We start from the raw sequence: 15,861 nt of genomic DNA on the forward strand, positions 1-15,861 counted from the left end.
GTCGATCGATCCCCCGCACCCGAGGTCAGGCCGGTCGTTGCCGCCGTCCGGCCCGCCGGTGCCGCGTCCCCGTCGGCCCGGCGACGTCGCCGCCACCCGACGCAATGTGAGACACATGTCTTGACGACAGCAGGAGGACAAGCAAGCCTAAGAGCACGGCGAAGGAGGGCCCCATGGGTGACGACGCGTACGACGCGATCGCCAAGCTCGGCACCGCTCCGCTGTGGCGGTACTTCGGCGACCTGTTCGCCGCCCAGCCGAAGAGCCGGGCCGAGCCGTTCCTGTGGTCCTACGCCGCGCTCCGGCCCTACCTGCTGCACTTCGCCGACGTGCTGTCGCTGCGGGAGGCGGAGCGGCGGGTGCTGATGCTGGTCAACCCGGGGCTTGCCGACCCGCCGGCCACGACCACCACGCTGTACGCGGGCATCCAGGTGATCCTGCCCGGCGAGACCGCGCAGGCCCACCGGCACACCTCCGGCGCCTTCCGGTTCGTCATCGAGGGCAGCGGCGCGTACACGACCGTGAACGGCGAGCGGGTGCACATGCACCCCGGCGACCTGCTGCTGACCCCCGGCTGGCACTGGCACGACCACGCCCACGAGGGCGAGGGGCCGATGCTGTGGCTCGACGGCCTGGACTTCCCGCTCGTCAACGCCCTGGAGGCCGGCTTCTTCGAGCTGTACGGCGAGCGCACGCAGAAGGCCGACGTGCCGGACGACATCTCCTCCCGCCAGTTCATCCACGGCCGGCTGACCCCCGCGTGGAGTCCGCGGCCGAGCCCGAACTCGCCGATCGGCAACTATCCCTGGTCGGAGACCGCGCGGGCGTTCGACGCGATCGCCGACGACGCGGTCGGCAGCGACTCCGACGGCGTGCTGCTGGAGTACACCAACCCGTGGACCGGCGGCCCGGTCATGCCGACCATCGGCTGCCGGGTGGCGCGGCTGCGGCCCGGATTCCGGGGCGTACCCCGCCGGCAGACCCCGAGCACCATCTACCACGTGGTACGCGGCGAGGGCGTGACCACGGTCGACGGTCGGCGACTGGAGTGGGGGCCGAAGGACGTGTTCGCCGTGCCGGGCTGGGCCACGTACGAGCACGTGAACGCCGCGCGCGGCGACGACGCGATCCTCTTCTCGTACACCGACGCGCCGGCCCTGACCGCGCTGGGCCTGTACCGCGAGGAGGTCCGGTGAGGTTGGCGGTGTTCCGCTCCGAGCAGGGCAGCCGCCTCGGCGTGGTCGACGGCGACCAGCTCGTCGACATCACCGAACTGGTCCCCGCGCCGACGTCCGGACCGGCCGGGCCGCTGCACGCGCTGCTGGAACGGGGCACCGACCCACGCCGGCTCGCGGCCGGCGCGCTGTCCGGCCGCCCGCGCGTCCCGCTGGCCGGGGTACGGTTCGAGCCGCCTCTCCCCCGCCCCGGCAAGATCATCGCAGCGCCGGTCAACTACCGCGACCACCAGGCCGAGATGGCCGCCCCGCACACCGTCGCCGACCTCGGCCTCTTCCTCAAGGCACCGTCCTCGGTCGTCGGCCACGGCGGCGCGGTGGCGCTGCCCTACACCGACCTGCGCACCGACCAGGAGGCGGAGCTGGCGGTCGTCATCGGCCACGAGGCCCGCGACGTGCCGGCCGCGCGGGCGCTGGAGTACGTGGCCGGCTACACCTGCCTGCTCGACATCTCCGTACGCTCGACCGAGGACCGCTCCACGCGGAAGTCGTTCGACACCTTCACGCCGCTCGGTCCCTGGATCACCACGCCGGACGAGGTGGGCGACCCGGGCACGCTCGGCCTGCGGTGCTGGGTCGACGGTGCGCTGCGCCAGTCCGCCGGCACGGCGGAGCTCATCTTCGGCGTCCCCCAGCTCATCGCGTACGCCAGCTCGGTCATGACGCTGTGGCCCGGCGACGTGATCGCGACCGGGACACCGGCGGGCGTCGGGCCGCTCCGGCACGGCGAGCGGATCGCCGTGGAGATCGAGCGGGTCGGCCGGCTGGAGGTCACCGTGACCGCCGCGCGCGCCCGCCCCTACGCGTCGCGCCCCGGACCGGCGGCCGCTTCCGCGGGCTCCTCCACAGGAGCCGGGCGGGACCTGTCGGCGGGAGCCGGGCGGACGGAGGCGGTGAGCGCGTGACCCGGCCGCCCCACCACCGTCCGGTCATCGTGGTCGGCGCCGGCCCGGTCGGCATGTCGGCGGCGCTGTCGCTGCGTGCCCTGGACCGCCCGGCGACCGTCCTGGAGGCCGGGGAGCAGGACCGGCTCCGCCCGGGCAGCCGGGCGATCTTCGTGCACCGCGCCACCCTGGAGGTGTTCGAGCGGTCCAGCCCCGGCCTCGCCGGCGACCTGGCCGCGCACGGGCTGGTGTGGCAGACCAAGCGCACCTTCTACGCCGGGCGTCAGGTCTTCGCCCGTACCTACCCGCCGCCCGAGCCCACCGCGCTGCCCCACTTCACCAGCCTGCCCCAGGTGGAGACCGAGCGGTACCTGCTGCAGGCGTGCAAGGCGGCCGGCGTCGAGTTCGCCTGGAACGCCGAGGTCACGCACGTCAGCTCCGGCGTGGACGGCGTCGAGCTGACCACCGGGGCGGGCGACCGCTGGACGGCCGAGTACGTCATCGCGGCGGACGGCTCCCATTCCGCGGTACGCAAGGCGCTCGGCGTCACCATGTCGGGCAGCCGCTCCGACGGCTGGTACGTCGTAGTCGACGTCGAGGAGAACCCGACCGAGCCGCTCCCCGCCGAGCGGGTCTTCCACTACGCCCACCCCGCGGTCGGCGGACGCAACGTGCTGCTCGTGCCGTTCGCCGGCGGCTGGCGCGTCGACCTGCAGCTGCACGACGGCGACGATCCGGTGCGGCTGAGCGAGGGCGCCGACCTCCGACGGTGGTTACGCGCCGTCCTGCCGCCCGGGTACGCCGACCGGGTCGCCTGGGCGTCCACGTACCAGTTCCTCCAGGTGGTCGCCGACGACTTCGCCGACCGGCACCGGCGGGCGCTGTTCACCGGCGAGGCCGCACACCTCTTCGCCCCGTTCGGCGCGCGGGGGATGAACTCCGGCGTGCCCGACGCGGACGCGGCCGCGACGGCGGTACACGTCGCGCTCTCCACCGGCGTACCGGCCCGGGCGCGTGCCGCCGTCGAGGACTTCTCGATCTCACGGCGCCGGGCCGCGCTGTTCAACCGCGACGCCGCCGGCACCGCACTGGCACACCTGCGACCCGACGCGGCGCAGCGGACCCGGCTGGAGGAGGCGGCCCGGGGCGCGGCGGACGACGACCGGCTCGGCCACTGGCTGGACACCGCGCCGTACGGCCCGCGCGACATCCCGCCCGGCAACACGATCTACAAGTACTGAGCGGGTGCCATGGGTGAGCCCGCGTCGATCGTGACCAGCCGGCGACTGGAGTGGTCCGAGACCGACCCGATGGGCCGGTGGCACTACTCCGCGGCGCTACGTTTCGTCGAGCACGCCGAGACGTCGCTGCACGAACGGCTGGGGATCGGGTCGGAGGCGTTCAGCCGGATGCCGCGGCTCAACCTGACCGTCGACTTCCTCGGCCCCCTGCACTACGCGGAGGTGGCGCGGACCGCCCTGGCGGTCGAGCACGTCGGGCGCGGCTCGCTACGGTACGCCTTCACGATCGCCCGCGACCGCGTCGACCTGGCCCGAGGCACCCTGACGATCGCCTGGTTCGACCCCGGCACCGGACGCACCGCGCCGTGGCCGGAGCACATCCGTGAACTCTTCACCGCAGCGGGACCGCAGGAAGGGTGACTCATGCAGGGCACGATGGGGTCGATGCCGCTCTCCGTCGGGATGATGCTGCGCCGCGCCGCCGCGACCGGACCGCACGCCCGGCTCGTCGGGGTGACCGCCGCCGGACGGTCCACGCGGACCTGGCCCGAGCTGGCCCGCCGGGCCCGTCAGGTGGCCGCCGCCCTGCCCGCGCTGGGCGTGGCACCGGGCGACCGGGTGGGCACCTTCGCCTGGAACAGCCTGTGCCACCTCGAACTGTGCTACGGGGTGCCGATAGCCGGCGCGGTCCTGCAGCCGCTGAACGTCCGACTCTTCCCCGACCAGGTCGCGGCGATCGCCGCGCACGCCGAGGACCGGGTCGTCTTCGTGGCGGCCTCGCTCACCGCGCGGCTGGCCGAGATCCGCCCCAAGCTGACCGGCGTACGGCGGTACGTCGTACTGCCCGACGGCACGGAGCCGCATCCCGACTTCGCCGACGCCGTCGACTACGAGGAGTTGATCGCCGGCGTGGCGGACGACGAGCCGGCCGAGGTCGACGAGTGGGCGGCGGCGTGTCTGTGCTACACCGGCGGCACCACCGGCCGGCCCAAGGGCGTGGCGTACTCGCACCGCTCGCTGGCCCTGCACGCGATGAGCGGCCTCTTCGCCGACTCCTTCGCGATCCGGGAACGCGACGTGCTGCTGCCGCTGACCCCGCTCTTCCACGCCACGGCGTGGGGCATGCCGTACTCGGCCGCGCTCGCCGGCGCCGGCCTCGTGCTGGCCGGGCAGGACACCAGCCCGCAGGCGGTGGTCCGGCTGATCCGCCAGGAGGGGGTGACCGTGGCGGCCGGGGTGCCGACGTTCTGGCTGGCCGTCGACCAACTGGCACCCACCGCCGAGGACTTCGCCACGCTCCAGCGGGTCCTCTGCGGAGGGGCGGCGATCCCGCTGGAGCTGATCCAGCGGTACCACCGGCGCGGCGTCAGCATGCAGCAGGGCTGGGGCATGACCGAGATGTCGCCGTCGGGCAACCTCACGATCGTCCGTGGCCACCTCGAGGGTCGGCCCGAGGCCGAGCGACTGGCGCTGCACGCGACGCAGGGCGTCACCACGGCCGGGGTGGAGCTGCGCGTCGTCGCGCCGACCGGTGAGGTGCTGCCGCACGACGGCGTCGCCGCCGGCGAGATCGAGGTGCGCGGGCCCTGGGTCACGGCCTCGTACTACCGCCCGGACGACGACGCCAACGACACCCGGTTCCGGGACGGCTGGCTGCGTACCGGCGACGTCGGCACGGTAGACCCGGACGGCTACCTGCACCTGATCGACCGGGACAAGGACCTCGTCAAGTCCGGCGGCGAGTGGATCAGCTCGATCGAGCTGGAGAACCACCTGATGGACCACGAGGCGGTGGCGCAGGCCATGGTCATCGCGGTGCCGCACCCGGTGTGGGGCGAGCGGCCGGCGGCCCTCGTCGTCGCCTGCGCCCCGGTCGACGCCAACGCCCTCCGGGCGCACCTGCTCCCCCGGGTGCCGAGCTGGTGGGTCCCGGACGTGGTCGAGTTCGTGGCCGAGCTGCCCACCACGGCAACCGGAAAGTTCGACAAGAAGCGCGCCCGCGCGCTCTGGCGGGACAGGTTGGCAGTCGGCACACCGAGTGGAGGAGAGTCGTGACCGGAGTGTTGGACGGTCGGGTGGCGGTCGTCACCGGCGCCGCGCGAGGGATCGGGCAGGCGACCGCGGTACTGCTGGCCGAGCACGGCGCCCGGGTCGTGGCGAGCGACCTCGACGCCGGCGCGCTCGACCAGACGCGCGACCTGCTCGACGGGCGCGGTACGACCGTCGCCGCCGACCTGACCGACGCGGACGCGCCGCCGCGGATCGTGGCGCGGGCGGTCGAGGAGTACGGCCAGCTCGACATCGTCGTGAACAACGCCGGCTACACCTGGGACGGCATCTTCCACAAGATGAGCGACGAGCAGCTCACCGCCATGCTCGACATCCACCTGGTGGCGCCGTTCCGGCTGCTGCGCGCCGCCGCGCCGGTGCTGCGCGAGGCCGCCAAGCGCGACGCCGCCGAGGGGCGCGAGGTCTTCCGCAAGGTGGTCAACGTGGTCTCCATCTCCGGCACCATGGGCAACGTCGGTCAGGCGAACTACTCGGCCGCCAAGTCCGCGCTCGTCGGCCTCACCAAGACCCTGGCCAAGGAGTGGGGGCCACTCAAGATCAACGTCAACGCGGCGGCGTTCGGCTTCGTGGAGACCCGGTTGACGGCGGAGACCAGCGCGGCGGGCACCCTCGACCGTGGCGGTCGCAAGATCCAGCTCGGGATCCCGGCCCAGGTACGGGCACAGGCCGCCGCCCGGATCCCGCTCGGGCGCGCCGCCACGCCCGCCGAGGCGGCCGGGGGCATCTTCCTGCTCTGCACGCCGTGGTCCAACTTCGTCCACGGCCAGGTGATCACCGTCGCCGGCGGCCAGGCCGAGGGAATGAGCTGCTGAGATGCGGGAGAAGCCGTGAACGCCGCGTGGGTCCGGGCCCGGAACGAGGAGCTGGACGTACTGATCGCCACGGTCGTGGACCGGGTCGACCCGGCCCGGCTGCACGAGCTGGAGCGCAAGCCGGCCGGGCAGGAGGCGTGGAGCGCCGCCATGGTCCTCGCCCACCTGGGCGAGTTTCCCCGGTTCTTCGCCGGCGAGCTGCGCCGGTTCCTGGCCGACCCGGCGGCACCGGTCGGACGCACGCACGAGCACCCGGAGCGGCTCGCCGCCGTGGCCGCCGCCAGCGGCCGGTCGTACGAACAGCTGCGCGCCGGCGTGACCTCGGCCGCCGCCGAGCTGGCCGCCGTGCTGCGCGAGCTGGACGACCACCATCTGGCGCTGCCGACCAACAACCGCAGGTACGGCCCGGAGCCGCTCGCCGTCTTCCTCGACCGGTACGTCATCGACCACAAGCGGGAGCACGCCGACCAGCTCGTCCCGTTCGGGAAGGAGACCCCGTGAAGCTGTCCGACGTGGCGATCCCGCTCGGCCTGGCCTGGTCGTCCCCGTTCTGCCGGTGGCAGGGCGCGCTCGCCGAGATGTCGAGCGTGGATCTGGCCGTCGACGTGACCAACCGGGCGCTCGCCACGCGCGGTTTCGACGTCGCCGAGGTCAGCCACGTGGCCTTCGGCACCACCGTTCCGCAACCCACCTCGTTCTACGGCGTCACCACGATCACCCCCCGGCTCGGGATGGACGCGGTGACCGGCCCGACGATCGCGCAGGCGTGCGCCACGTCCGCGGCGGTCGTGCAGGCCGCGGCCGTACAGGTCGAGCTGGGCGCCCACCGCACGGTGCTGGCGCTGACCACCGACCGTACGAGCAACGGGCCCCTCATGGTGTGGTCGGCGCAGGGCACACCCGGCGCGGCACCGCGCACCGAGCACTGGGTGCTCGATCCGATGAAGCGCGACCCGAACACCGGCGCGTCCATGTTGGACACGGCGGAGAACGTCGCGGCCGGCGAGGGCTACACCCGGACGGAGATCGACGAGGTGACGCTGCTCCGCTACGAACAGTACCGCTCGGCCCGGTCGGGTCGCCGGGACTACCTTGTCACGGTGCACCTGCCCGGGCGGCACGGCGAGCTCGTGGTGGCCGACGACACCGGCGTGCACGACACGACCGCCGAGGGGCTGGCCAAGCTCTCCCCGGTCAGGGCCGACGGCGTGGTCACCTACGGATCACAGACCCACCCCGGCGACGGTACCGCCGGGCTCGTGCTCAGCACCGTCAAACGGGCCCGGAGGCTGAGCGGTGGCTCAGGCGTGGCCCGCGTCCTCGCGGTGGCGTTCGCCCGCGTCGGGCGGGCCCGGATGCCCGAGGCGCCGGTACCCGCGGCCCGCGCCGCGCTCGCCGACGCCGGCCTCGGCATCACCGGCATCGACGTGGTCACCACGCACAACCCGTTCGCGGTCAACGACATCTACTTCTCCCGGCAGACCGGGTTTCCGCTCGACCGGATGAACCCGTACGGCTGCAGCCTCGTCTACGGCCACCCGCAGGGTCCGACCGGCATGCGCGCGGTCGCCGAGCTGGTCGAGGCGCTACGCGCCCGCGGCGGCGGGCGAGGGCTCTTCACCGGTTGTGCGGCCGGGGACACCGCGGGCGCGGTCGTGGTGGAGGTGACCGACTGATGGCCTCCTTCGACGAGTCCGTGGTGGGCCGGTGGAGCGACGAACGCCGGTTCGACGTCACGGCCGAGGGCCTCGCCGCGTACGCCGACGCGGTCGGCAGTCCCTCTCCCGTCTACGCGGTCGTCCCGACGATGGAGCTGGTGTTCGCGGTCGCCGGGACCGCGGCGCCGGCCGACCTACGGGCCCGGGTGGTGCACGGCCAGCAGGACCTGTTCTTCCACCGTCCGCTGCGGGTGGGCGACCGGGTGGCGGTACGCGCGGCCGTCGTCGGCCTGCACGGCAAGCGCAGCGGCACGGTCGCCACCATCCGGGTGCAGACCCGGGACGCGCGCGGCGAGCTGCTCAACGAGCAGTACGTCACCGAGTTCTACCGGGGCGTGCCGACCGGCCTGAGCGTGGGCACGCCCGCCCCGGCGCTGCCGGCGGAGCCGCCGGCCGGCGAGCCGGTACGCACCGCGACCCATCCGCTCCCCGCCGACCTGCCCCGCCGGTACGCCGACGCGTCCGGCGACCACAACCCGATCCACCTGGACGACGGGGCCGCCCGGGCGGCCGGCCTGCCCGGTGTCATCGTGCATGGCCTGGCCAGCCTCGCCATCGCCGGCCGCGCCGTGCTGCCCGACGCGGCCGACGTCTCGCGGCTGAGTTGTCGCTTCACCCGGCCGATCGCCCCCGGCGACACACTGACCACGCGCGTCTGGGCGAACGAACGCGGGTACCGGTTCGAGTGTCACGACAGCGCCGGCGCCACGGTGCTCGGCGCCGGCCTGGCCGAGGCGTGAGTCGCTTCCGGGGCGGGTCGGGCGGTGCCCGGCCGTCGCCCGTAGGGTCGGTGCCGGGAAAGGTCCGGGGGCGGTTCCCACCAGTTCCGCCCCCGGACGCCTCGCCCCCGACGCGGCGACGACCCGCTGGGTGGGGTCAGCTGGCGGTGCAGGTGGGGGTCATGCCGGAGCCGGTGCCGGTGCCCTGGAAGCCGAACTCGGTGGCCTGACCGGGGCCGAGCCGGCCGTTGTAGCTGACGTTGGTGAACCGCACCGCCCCGGTGCTGCCGCTGCGGTTGGCGTTCCAGGCGCTGGTGACGCTGGTCCCGCCGGGCAGGGTCACGCCCACGCTCCAGCCGTTGGTGCCCGCCGAGCCGGCGGTGACCCGGACGGTGGCCACGAACCCGCCGGTCCACTGGTTGAGCGACACCGTGGCGGTGCAGCCGGCGCCACCCGCCGGCGTGGTCGGGACGACCGGAGGCGTGGTGGGGACGACCGGAGGCGTGGTCGGGTTACCCGACGGCGGGGTGGTCGGCGTCGGGCGGTCCAGGCCGAAGAACTGGATCGCGACTCGCGCCATGCCGCTCGACGGCAGGCTGTGGCCGGCTCCCTGGATGCTGTACGCCTCGACCTGGCTGCCGTAGCGGCGGCGGTTCCAGTTGGGCTGCGGGGTGTCCGTGGACGTCGGCGTCTGGCTCAGCCCGTGCACGTTGGTCCACTGCTCGATCGACTCCTGCAACAACGAGTACGGCACGAGGGTGTCGCTGGTGCCGTGCCAGAGCTGGATCGGCGGGCGCGGGCCGGAATAGCCGGGGTACGCCGCACGGACCAGGTCGCCCCACTGCTGCGGGGTACGGTTCATGCTGCCGTTGGTGCACGAGCCGCCGGGCGGGTAGTCGGCCGCGCTGGCGAAGCAGTTGAACGGTACGCCCATGAAGGACGCGCCCGCCTTGAACAGGTCGGGATAGACCGCGAGCAGGTGCTGGGTCATCATGCCGCCGGACGAGCTGCCGGTGGCGTAGACCCGGTTGATGTCGCCGCCGTACTGCTGCCGGGCGTAGTTCACCATCGACTCGATGGAGACCGGGTCGCTGCCACCGCCGCGGCGTTTGGCCGCGTCCGACCAGGTGTCGAAGCACTTGCCGAACCCGGCCTCCTGCATGGCGCTCGGGTAGATGACGATGAAACCGTACTGGTTCGACAGCGAGGCGAACTCGCTGCCCGAGTAGAAGCCGGGGCCCGACCCGCCGCAGCCGTGCATGGCGACCACGATCGCCGGATTGGCGGGACGGTTGTCCGGCACGTAGATGTGCATCCGCATGCCGCCCGGGTTGTTGCCGAAGTTGGTCACCTCGACCAGTGACGCGCCGGACGCCGGCGGCGACAGGGCGACAACGCCCACCGCGACGAGCAGGGCGCTGGCGAGCCCGGCCAGCGCCGCTCTGGTTCGTGTCATGGCACCTCCATTGACTGTCGTCAATTCAAACACTAGGCATCTCTGTGACGACCGTCAATCTATCGCCTAACATCCGACCGCACTGTGGCACCGGTCCTGGGCCGTGCCCCGACCCGCGGGGACGGCCGCCGGGCCGGAACGCGAAACTCCCGACCGGCACAGCCGGTCGGGACGCAGCTCCCTTTCGGTTACCCAGGCGGTCGCCAGCTCCCACAACCCTGCTCGTCGTCGCGGCGGCCCACTCGTCCTCGTCGGTGCCGTTCGCGCCGACACGTCGCGCGCGCAGGCAGCGCAAACCGCCGATGGATACCTTCGGTAACGTGGCGGATACCGCCAACCAGCACATAACGTGCGTTGCATGAACGATCTGATGCCCGCAGTGGGATACCGCCGGAAGCTGCCGATCAGCGATCCGGAGAGCCTTGTCGACGCCGAGATTCCGGTACCCGTACCGGGACCGCACGACCTGCTGGTCCGGGTCGAGGCGGTGTCGGTGAATCCGGTCGACACCAAGGTCCGGGTGAACGTCGACCCGGGTGACGGGTTGAAGGTGCTCGGCTACGACGCGGCGGGCGTGGTCGTCGCGGTCGGCGCCGAGGTGACCCGGTTCGCGATCGGGGACGAGGTCTACTACGCCGGCTCGATCGGCCGGCCGGGCACCAACGCCCGCTTCCACGCCGTCGACGAGCACGTGGTCGGACACAAGCCGGAGAGCCTCACCTTCGCCGAGGCGGCGGCCCTGCCGCTGACCACCATCACCGCGTGGGAGGCCCTCTTCGACTCGTTCGCCCTGACCAGGGAGAGCAGCGGCACGCTGCTGGTGCTCGGGGCGGCCGGCGGCGTCGGCTCGATGGCGATCCAGCTCGCCCGGACCCGCACCGACCTCACCGTCGTCGCCACCGCCTCCCGGCCGGAGTCCCGCCGGTGGGCGGAGGAGCTCGGCGCCCACCACGTGGTCGACCACCGGGACCTGGTCGCCTCGGTACGGGCCGTCGCCCCGGCCGGGGTCGACTACCTGATCAGCCCGTACACCGCCGGCAACATCGAGCGGTACGCCGAGATCGTCCGTCCCCGGGGGCACATCGTCGCCCTCGACGAGCCGGAGGGGCTGGAACTGCTGCCGCTCAAGGCCAAGAGCATCAGCTGGCACTGGGAGTTCATGTTCACCCGGCCGCTGTTCCTACCGGCGGACCCGACCCAGCACGAGCTGCTGGAGCAGACCGCGCGGATGGTCGACGAGGGCCGGATCCGGACGACCCTGACGACCCGGCTCGGTCCGATCGACGCGGCGAACCTGCGCCGCGCGCACGAGCTGGTGGAGAGCTCCGCGAACATCGGCAAGGTGGTGGTCGCCGGCTTCGACCGGTGAGGCGATCCGGCGCCGGAGGTGGGAATTGACCATCCGGCGACCATAGCCACCGGCCGGTGCCGCGCCGCTGATCCGTCCGGGTCCCGATCGGTCAGCGCTTCAGGTACGCCAGTACGGCCAGCACCCGGCGGTTGGCGTCGTCGGACGGGGCAATCCGGAGTTTCGCGAAGATGCTGGCCGTGTGCTTGGCGACCGCGCTCTCGCTGACGTGCAGCGTCGACGCGATGGCGGCGTTGGACCGGCCCTCGGCCATAAGTTCGAGCACGTCCCGTTCGCGCGGGGTGAGGCTACTGATCGTGCCGCGCGCCTCGCTGCGGGACAGCAGCTTGACGATGACATGGGGGTCCATGACGGTGCCGCCGGCGGCGACCCGGCGCACCGCATCGACGAACTGTTCGGTGTTGGTGACCCGGTCCTTGAGCAGGTAGCCGACGGCGCCGTCCCCACCGGCCAGCAACTCGTTGGCGTAGAGCTGCTCGACGTACTGGGACAGCACCAGTATGGGCAGGCCGGGCCGCTGGCGGCGGGCCTGCAGCGCGGCCTGCAGGCCCTCGTCGGTGAAGGTGGGCGGTAGCCGGATGTCGACCACCGCGACGTCCGGCCGCTCGTCGAGGAGCGCGCGCAGCAGCGCCGGGCCGTTGTCCACCGCGACGACGTCGAAGCCGTGCTCGCGCAGGGTGCGGTTCAGTCCGTCCCGGAGGAGGAAGAGGTCTTCGGCGAGGACAACGCGCACGGAATCTCCATCGTCACGGTGGTCGGCCCGCCCGGCGGGCTGTGCACGGCGAGCGTGCCGTCGAACGTACCCAAGCGGCGTCGGATGCCGCGCAGGCCGGTGCCGCGCGCGGGATCCGCGCCGCCGTGGCCGTCGTCGCTGACGGTCGCCCGGAGGGTACGGCCGTCGTGGTCCAGAATCACCCGGACGGTACGGGCACCGGCGTGCTTCGCCGCGTTGGTCAGCAGCTCGTTGATCGCGAAGTACGCGGCCGACTCGACCGGCGTCGGAGGCCGACCGCCCAGGTGGACCTCGACGTCGACGTCGAGGAAACTGTCGAGCGCCAGCGACCGTACGGCGTCGCCGAGGCCGCGGTCGGCCAGCACCGGCGGATGGATGCCGCGGACCAGGTCGCGCAGGTCGTCCAGGGCGCGTGTGGAGGTGTCCCGCGCGTCGAGCAGCAGCTGCCGGGCGGCCTCGGGATCGCGGTCCAGCAGCCGGGTCGCGTTGTCCAGGGTCATGCCCATCGCGACGAGCCGGGCCTGGGCGCCGTCGTGCAGGTCACGCTCGATGCGCCGCAGCTCGGCGGCCTGGGCGTCGACGGCGTCGGCGCGGGTGTCGGTGAGCCGGGCGACCCGGCGGGCGAGTTCCGCGTGCCGCGGCGGGGACAGCACCAGCCGGCTCCACCGCTCGTGCAGCCGCAGGATCGGCGGCGCGAGGAGCACGCCGACGAGGACGAAGACGAGCCCGAGCGCCGCGGCGACCAGCGCGGTCGGGGTGCTGCCCACCGGCACGAACGCGTACCAGTTGTCCGGGCCGAGGTGCTGCCACACGAACGGTTGCACCAGCGCGCCGAACGCCCCGAACCAGACGAGGCAGACCGGAACGGCGACCAGCAGACCCCCGACGACCGGATCCACCGTCGCCCACACAAGGTCGCGCCAGAATCCCTCGTCGGAGAGGATCGCGAAGACCCGCCGGGACCGGCCGAGGGTACGGGCCGGCAGGGCGTCAGGTCCGCCGACGGGCCGTCCCGACCAGGTGCCAAGCCAGCGACGGGACCGGTTCGACAGCGCGCGCAGCCCGGTCGCGGCGGGCGCGAGCAGGACGAACCCGAGGCCGACGGGCAGCCCCAGCACCGCCAGCGCCGCGACGGACCAGACGGCCGTCTCGGCAACGGCGAGCCAGCTCAGCAGATGGCACCGCCCGAGCGCGAGCCAGGTCCGGGTTCCGGGGTTTCTCATCGCGCATGACCCGACATCCGGTGGATGCTAGCCGTCGCCAGGGCCCACACCAAAGCCGCCGCCAGGCACGACGCGCCGAGCATCACCATCGGCACGACCGCGCCCGACTCCTCGTCCATGAACAGGAGCATGCCGAGGTTGATCAGGGTGTGGAAGCCGCCGGCCAGCAGCAGCCGGTTGGCGCGCACCCGTTCCAGGGCCAGCCCCATCACCACCGACATGGAGACCGCCGCCAGCACGAACCCGCCCGCGTACCCGGGGCCTTCGGCGAAGACCGGGAGGTGCCAGACGCCCCACAGCACGCCGACCACGACCGAGGACGCGAGCGGGCCGAACCGGGTCCGCAGCAGCGGCTGCAACAGGCAACGCCAGCCGATCTCCTCGGCGCACGCGCCGACCAGTTGGGCCACGACGATCACCAGGAACGGATTGTCCAGCGCGCTCGGCCGGGTGAACCGCGCGTCACCGGTCACGGCGGCGTACACCGCCACGCAGAGCCCGATGATCAACGGCGCGGTGGCGACCATCAGCAGGCCACGACCCGCGCCGCCCGGGCCACGACCCGCGCCGACCCGGACGCGGAATGCGCCGGCGAGCAGGTCCCGGGTCCGCCTCGGCCAGCACAGGGCGAGCACGGCCACGCCCAGCGCCGGCCCGAACTGGGTCAGCTGGATGATCTCGGTCGGGATTCCGGTCGCCGGTTGCGCCGCGCCGAACAGGCCGGCCGCCAGGAACGCGACCAGGAAGAACACGCTGGCCATCGGCCACACCCGGCGCCGCGGGGCGGCCGGCGCCGGTGGCGCGGTACGGGACGGCGGGGCCGGTCGATCGGTCCCGACCGGCTCTCCGGCCCGGGTCGGCTGCCGTGCCCCGACGTGCCGGCGCGTCGCGGTCGCCTCACCAGATTCGTACATTTCGCCTCGCTCTCGTGATCTCGGTGGGAACGCCACCACGATGCCGCTGAACGAGGCCGCTGCCATTGCACCTGGCAACCGAACCATCCTGTACCTAGCTCCACCCCCGCCCGGTTCCCTCTCCCCCATCGCGCCGTCGGGGTGCGCCGATCCCGATCGACCCGGCCCGGGACCGTCAGGCGTGCTGCACGGCGGGCGGCATCCTCCGGGCGAGCCGGAGCAGGGCCACGCTCGCCACCGCGGTCACCACCGCCACGATCAGCCACAGCAGCCGCGCGTCGAACGCGACGAGCCCGGCGAACGCGCCCGGCGTGGCGACCGCCGACACCGCCCAGGTGAGCTGGTACACGGCCAGGTACCGGCCCCGGTACGCCTCGGGCGCCAACGCGGCGGCCAGCGAGGCCGAGGGCCGGGCGTGCAGCAGTTCACCGAGGGTGCAGAGCACGACCGCGAGCGCGAGCCCGACCGCCCGGGCGGGGCCGGCCGGCAGCGCCGCCGCGAGGGCGAAGGCACCGAACGACACGACGAAGACCAGGCCGGCCAGGGCCATGGCGTGCGTACGCCGGGCCCTCCGTTGCCAGCGCAGCACCGGAAGTTGGCCGGCGGCCACGAGAATGGTGTTGAGCGTGAAGAGCAGGCCGAGCAGCCCGGCGGGAGCGTGCAGCACCACCGTGGCGTAGAGCGGGATGGCGATCGGGATCACGCTGTGCGCGCCGGTGAAGGCCAACTCGGCGAGGGTCAGCCGCCGGAACGCCGGGTCCCGGAACACCCGCCCGTACCCCGCGAACAGGTCCCGCGGTCGCTGCCGCACCAGGGCGCGGTTGGCGTGACCCGACCGGCCGGTCGCGGCGAGCAGCACCGCCGCGACCAGGAAGCTCGCGGCGTTCAGCACCGCGATCAGGCGGTACCCCGAGTCGCCGGCGAACTGCACGGCCCCGGCGGCGAGCAGCCCGCCGATGCCGAGACCGACGTTACGTCCGGTGCCGACCAGGGCGTACAGCCGGTCCCGGGCGGCGCCCCGGGCGTGGTCCGCGACGTACGCGCTGTTGGCGGGGTAGAAGCTGCGGTCGCCCGCCGAGACCACGGCCGCGACCACGACGAACATCGCGAAACCGTGCACCAGCGGGTAACAGGCGAACCCGATGACCCGCAACAGGTACGAGGCGATGAGAACCTGGCGGGCGCCGAACCGGTCCGCGGCGACCCCGGCGAGCGGGTTGGCGGCCAGCCCGGCGAGCGCGGCGACCGTGAGTCCGAGTCCGACGGTCTGCACCGGAAGATCGGTGACCGCCCGGATGAAGACCAGGGTGAAGGGCAGGTACAGGCCGGACCCCAACGCGTCCACGAACATTCCGGCGAGGTATCCGGCGTGAGCGGCCCGGGAGGGTCTCTCGGTGGGCGCCTCCGCCGCGGTCGTAAGGATCATGGAGGGGAGCTTGAAAGTTGAAGTCGACTCCAAGTCAAGTCCAGCGGCCGGGCCGCCGCGA

General features: G+C 73.2%; 15 protein-coding genes. 10 read left to right on the forward strand and 5 right to left on the reverse strand.

All coding sequences use genetic code 11. The annotated features are described in order from the left end of the window. Window positions 1-173: 173 nt before the first annotated feature. The 9 genes from AB0J86_RS04820 to AB0J86_RS04860 are packed head-to-tail and all read left to right on the forward strand — an operon-like array spanning window position 174 to window position 8,700. Window positions 174-1,196 carry a cupin domain-containing protein gene (locus tag AB0J86_RS04820; RefSeq protein ID WP_363852612.1) on the forward strand — a complete coding sequence of 341 codons (1,023 nt, stop codon included), beginning with the start codon at window positions 174-176 and terminating at the stop codon, window positions 1,194-1,196. Next, window positions 1,193-2,140, forward strand: coding sequence for a fumarylacetoacetate hydrolase family protein (locus tag AB0J86_RS04825; protein ID WP_363852615.1), 948 nt, complete (start codon window positions 1,193-1,195; stop codon window positions 2,138-2,140). The genes AB0J86_RS04820 and AB0J86_RS04825 overlap by 4 nt, the downstream gene beginning before the upstream one ends. Further along, entirely contained in the window at window positions 2,137-3,360 is a 1,224-nt protein-coding gene (locus tag AB0J86_RS04830) for an FAD-dependent oxidoreductase (protein ID WP_363852618.1), read from the forward strand. Before AB0J86_RS04825 ends, AB0J86_RS04830 begins: the two co-directional genes overlap by 4 nt. 9 nt (window positions 3,361-3,369) lie before the next feature. Continuing rightward, the gene (locus tag AB0J86_RS04835; RefSeq protein WP_363852620.1) at window positions 3,370-3,780 is read left to right on the forward strand and encodes a thioesterase family protein; all 411 of its coding nucleotides are present in this window, start codon (window positions 3,370-3,372) and stop codon (window positions 3,778-3,780) included. 24 nt (window positions 3,781-3,804) lie between these two features. Beyond that, window positions 3,805-5,415: a long-chain-fatty-acid--CoA ligase gene (locus AB0J86_RS04840; RefSeq protein ID WP_363852622.1), complete on the forward strand. Its 1,611-nt coding sequence runs from the start codon at window positions 3,805-3,807 to the stop codon at window positions 5,413-5,415. Further along, the gene (locus tag AB0J86_RS04845; protein ID WP_363852624.1) at window positions 5,412-6,242 is read left to right on the forward strand and encodes an SDR family NAD(P)-dependent oxidoreductase; all 831 of its coding nucleotides are present in this window, start codon (window positions 5,412-5,414) and stop codon (window positions 6,240-6,242) included. The genes AB0J86_RS04840 and AB0J86_RS04845 overlap by 4 nt, the downstream gene beginning before the upstream one ends. Window positions 6,243-6,257: 15 nt before the next feature. Further along, window positions 6,258-6,743, forward strand: coding sequence for a maleylpyruvate isomerase N-terminal domain-containing protein (locus AB0J86_RS04850; protein WP_363852627.1), 486 nt, complete (start codon window positions 6,258-6,260; stop codon window positions 6,741-6,743). Continuing rightward, window positions 6,740-7,918, forward strand: a complete 1,179-nt coding sequence (locus AB0J86_RS04855) for a thiolase family protein (RefSeq protein WP_363852630.1) — start codon at window positions 6,740-6,742, stop codon at window positions 7,916-7,918. Before AB0J86_RS04850 ends, AB0J86_RS04855 begins: the two co-directional genes overlap by 4 nt. Next, a complete protein-coding gene (locus tag AB0J86_RS04860; protein WP_363852633.1) occupies window positions 7,918-8,700 on the forward strand; it encodes a MaoC/PaaZ C-terminal domain-containing protein in 783 nt (260 codons plus the stop codon). The genes AB0J86_RS04855 and AB0J86_RS04860 overlap by 1 nt, the downstream gene beginning before the upstream one ends. A 136-nt stretch (window positions 8,701-8,836) precedes the next feature. On the opposite strand, the gene AB0J86_RS04865 is transcribed toward AB0J86_RS04860, so the two are convergent. Next, window positions 8,837-10,135 (reverse strand): PHB depolymerase family esterase, encoded by a 1,299-nt coding sequence (locus tag AB0J86_RS04865; protein WP_363852635.1) that lies wholly within the window; start codon window positions 10,133-10,135, stop codon window positions 8,837-8,839. Window positions 10,136-10,493: 358 nt separating this feature from the next. Here AB0J86_RS04865 and AB0J86_RS04870 point away from each other — a divergent pair, with 358 nt between their 5' ends. Further along, window positions 10,494-11,504: a zinc-binding alcohol dehydrogenase family protein gene (locus AB0J86_RS04870; protein WP_363852638.1), complete on the forward strand. Its 1,011-nt coding sequence runs from the start codon at window positions 10,494-10,496 to the stop codon at window positions 11,502-11,504. Between the two features lie 91 nt (window positions 11,505-11,595). Here AB0J86_RS04870 and AB0J86_RS04875 read toward each other — a convergent pair whose 3' ends face one another. The 4 genes from AB0J86_RS04875 to AB0J86_RS04890 all read right to left on the reverse strand — a co-directional run bounded on the left by AB0J86_RS04875 (window position 11,596) and on the right by AB0J86_RS04890 (window position 15,800). After that, window positions 11,596-12,237, reverse strand: coding sequence for a response regulator transcription factor (locus tag AB0J86_RS04875; RefSeq protein ID WP_363852640.1), 642 nt, complete (start codon window positions 12,235-12,237; stop codon window positions 11,596-11,598). Next, window positions 12,189-13,460 carry a sensor domain-containing protein gene (locus tag AB0J86_RS04880; protein WP_363852643.1) on the reverse strand — a complete coding sequence of 424 codons (1,272 nt, stop codon included), beginning with the start codon at window positions 13,458-13,460 and terminating at the stop codon, window positions 12,189-12,191. Before AB0J86_RS04880 ends, AB0J86_RS04875 begins: the two co-directional genes overlap by 49 nt. Further along, window positions 13,457-14,221, reverse strand: a complete 765-nt coding sequence (locus tag AB0J86_RS04885; RefSeq protein ID WP_363852646.1) for a type II CAAX endopeptidase family protein — start codon at window positions 14,219-14,221, stop codon at window positions 13,457-13,459. The genes AB0J86_RS04880 and AB0J86_RS04885 overlap by 4 nt, the downstream gene beginning before the upstream one ends. Before the next feature lie 328 nt (window positions 14,222-14,549). Further along, on the reverse strand, window positions 14,550-15,800 hold the full coding sequence (locus AB0J86_RS04890) for an MFS transporter (protein WP_363852648.1): 1,251 nt from the start codon (window positions 15,798-15,800) through the stop codon (window positions 14,550-14,552). Between the last annotated feature and the right edge of the window lie 61 nt (window positions 15,801-15,861).

The organism is Micromonospora sp. NPDC049559, assembly GCF_040676675.1.
GTDB lineage: Bacteria > Actinomycetota > Actinomycetes > Mycobacteriales > Micromonosporaceae > JBFAPK01.

Bases quoted from the DNA above. Each gene is read 5' to 3' on its own strand.
- AB0J86_RS04820 (WP_363852612.1), top strand. From the start codon at position 174: ATGGGTGACGACGCGTACGACGCGATCGCCAAGCTCGGCACCGCTCCG.
- AB0J86_RS04835 (WP_363852620.1), top strand. From the start codon at position 3,370: ATGGGTGAGCCCGCGTCGATCGTGACCAGCCGGCGACTGGAGTGGTCC.
- AB0J86_RS04840 (WP_363852622.1), top strand. From the start codon at position 3,805: ATGCCGCTCTCCGTCGGGATGATGCTGCGCCGCGCCGCCGCGACCGGA.
- AB0J86_RS04860 (WP_363852633.1), top strand. From the start codon at position 7,918: ATGGCCTCCTTCGACGAGTCCGTGGTGGGCCGGTGGAGCGACGAACGC.
- AB0J86_RS04865 (WP_363852635.1), bottom strand. From the start codon at position 10,135: ATGACACGAACCAGAGCGGCGCTGGCCGGGCTCGCCAGCGCCCTGCTC.
- AB0J86_RS04870 (WP_363852638.1), top strand. From the start codon at position 10,494: ATGAACGATCTGATGCCCGCAGTGGGATACCGCCGGAAGCTGCCGATC.
- AB0J86_RS04880 (WP_363852643.1), bottom strand. From the start codon at position 13,460: ATGAGAAACCCCGGAACCCGGACCTGGCTCGCGCTCGGGCGGTGCCAT.
- AB0J86_RS04885 (WP_363852646.1), bottom strand. From the start codon at position 14,221: ATGGCCAGCGTGTTCTTCCTGGTCGCGTTCCTGGCGGCCGGCCTGTTC.
- AB0J86_RS04890 (WP_363852648.1), bottom strand. From the start codon at position 15,800: ATGATCCTTACGACCGCGGCGGAGGCGCCCACCGAGAGACCCTCCCGG.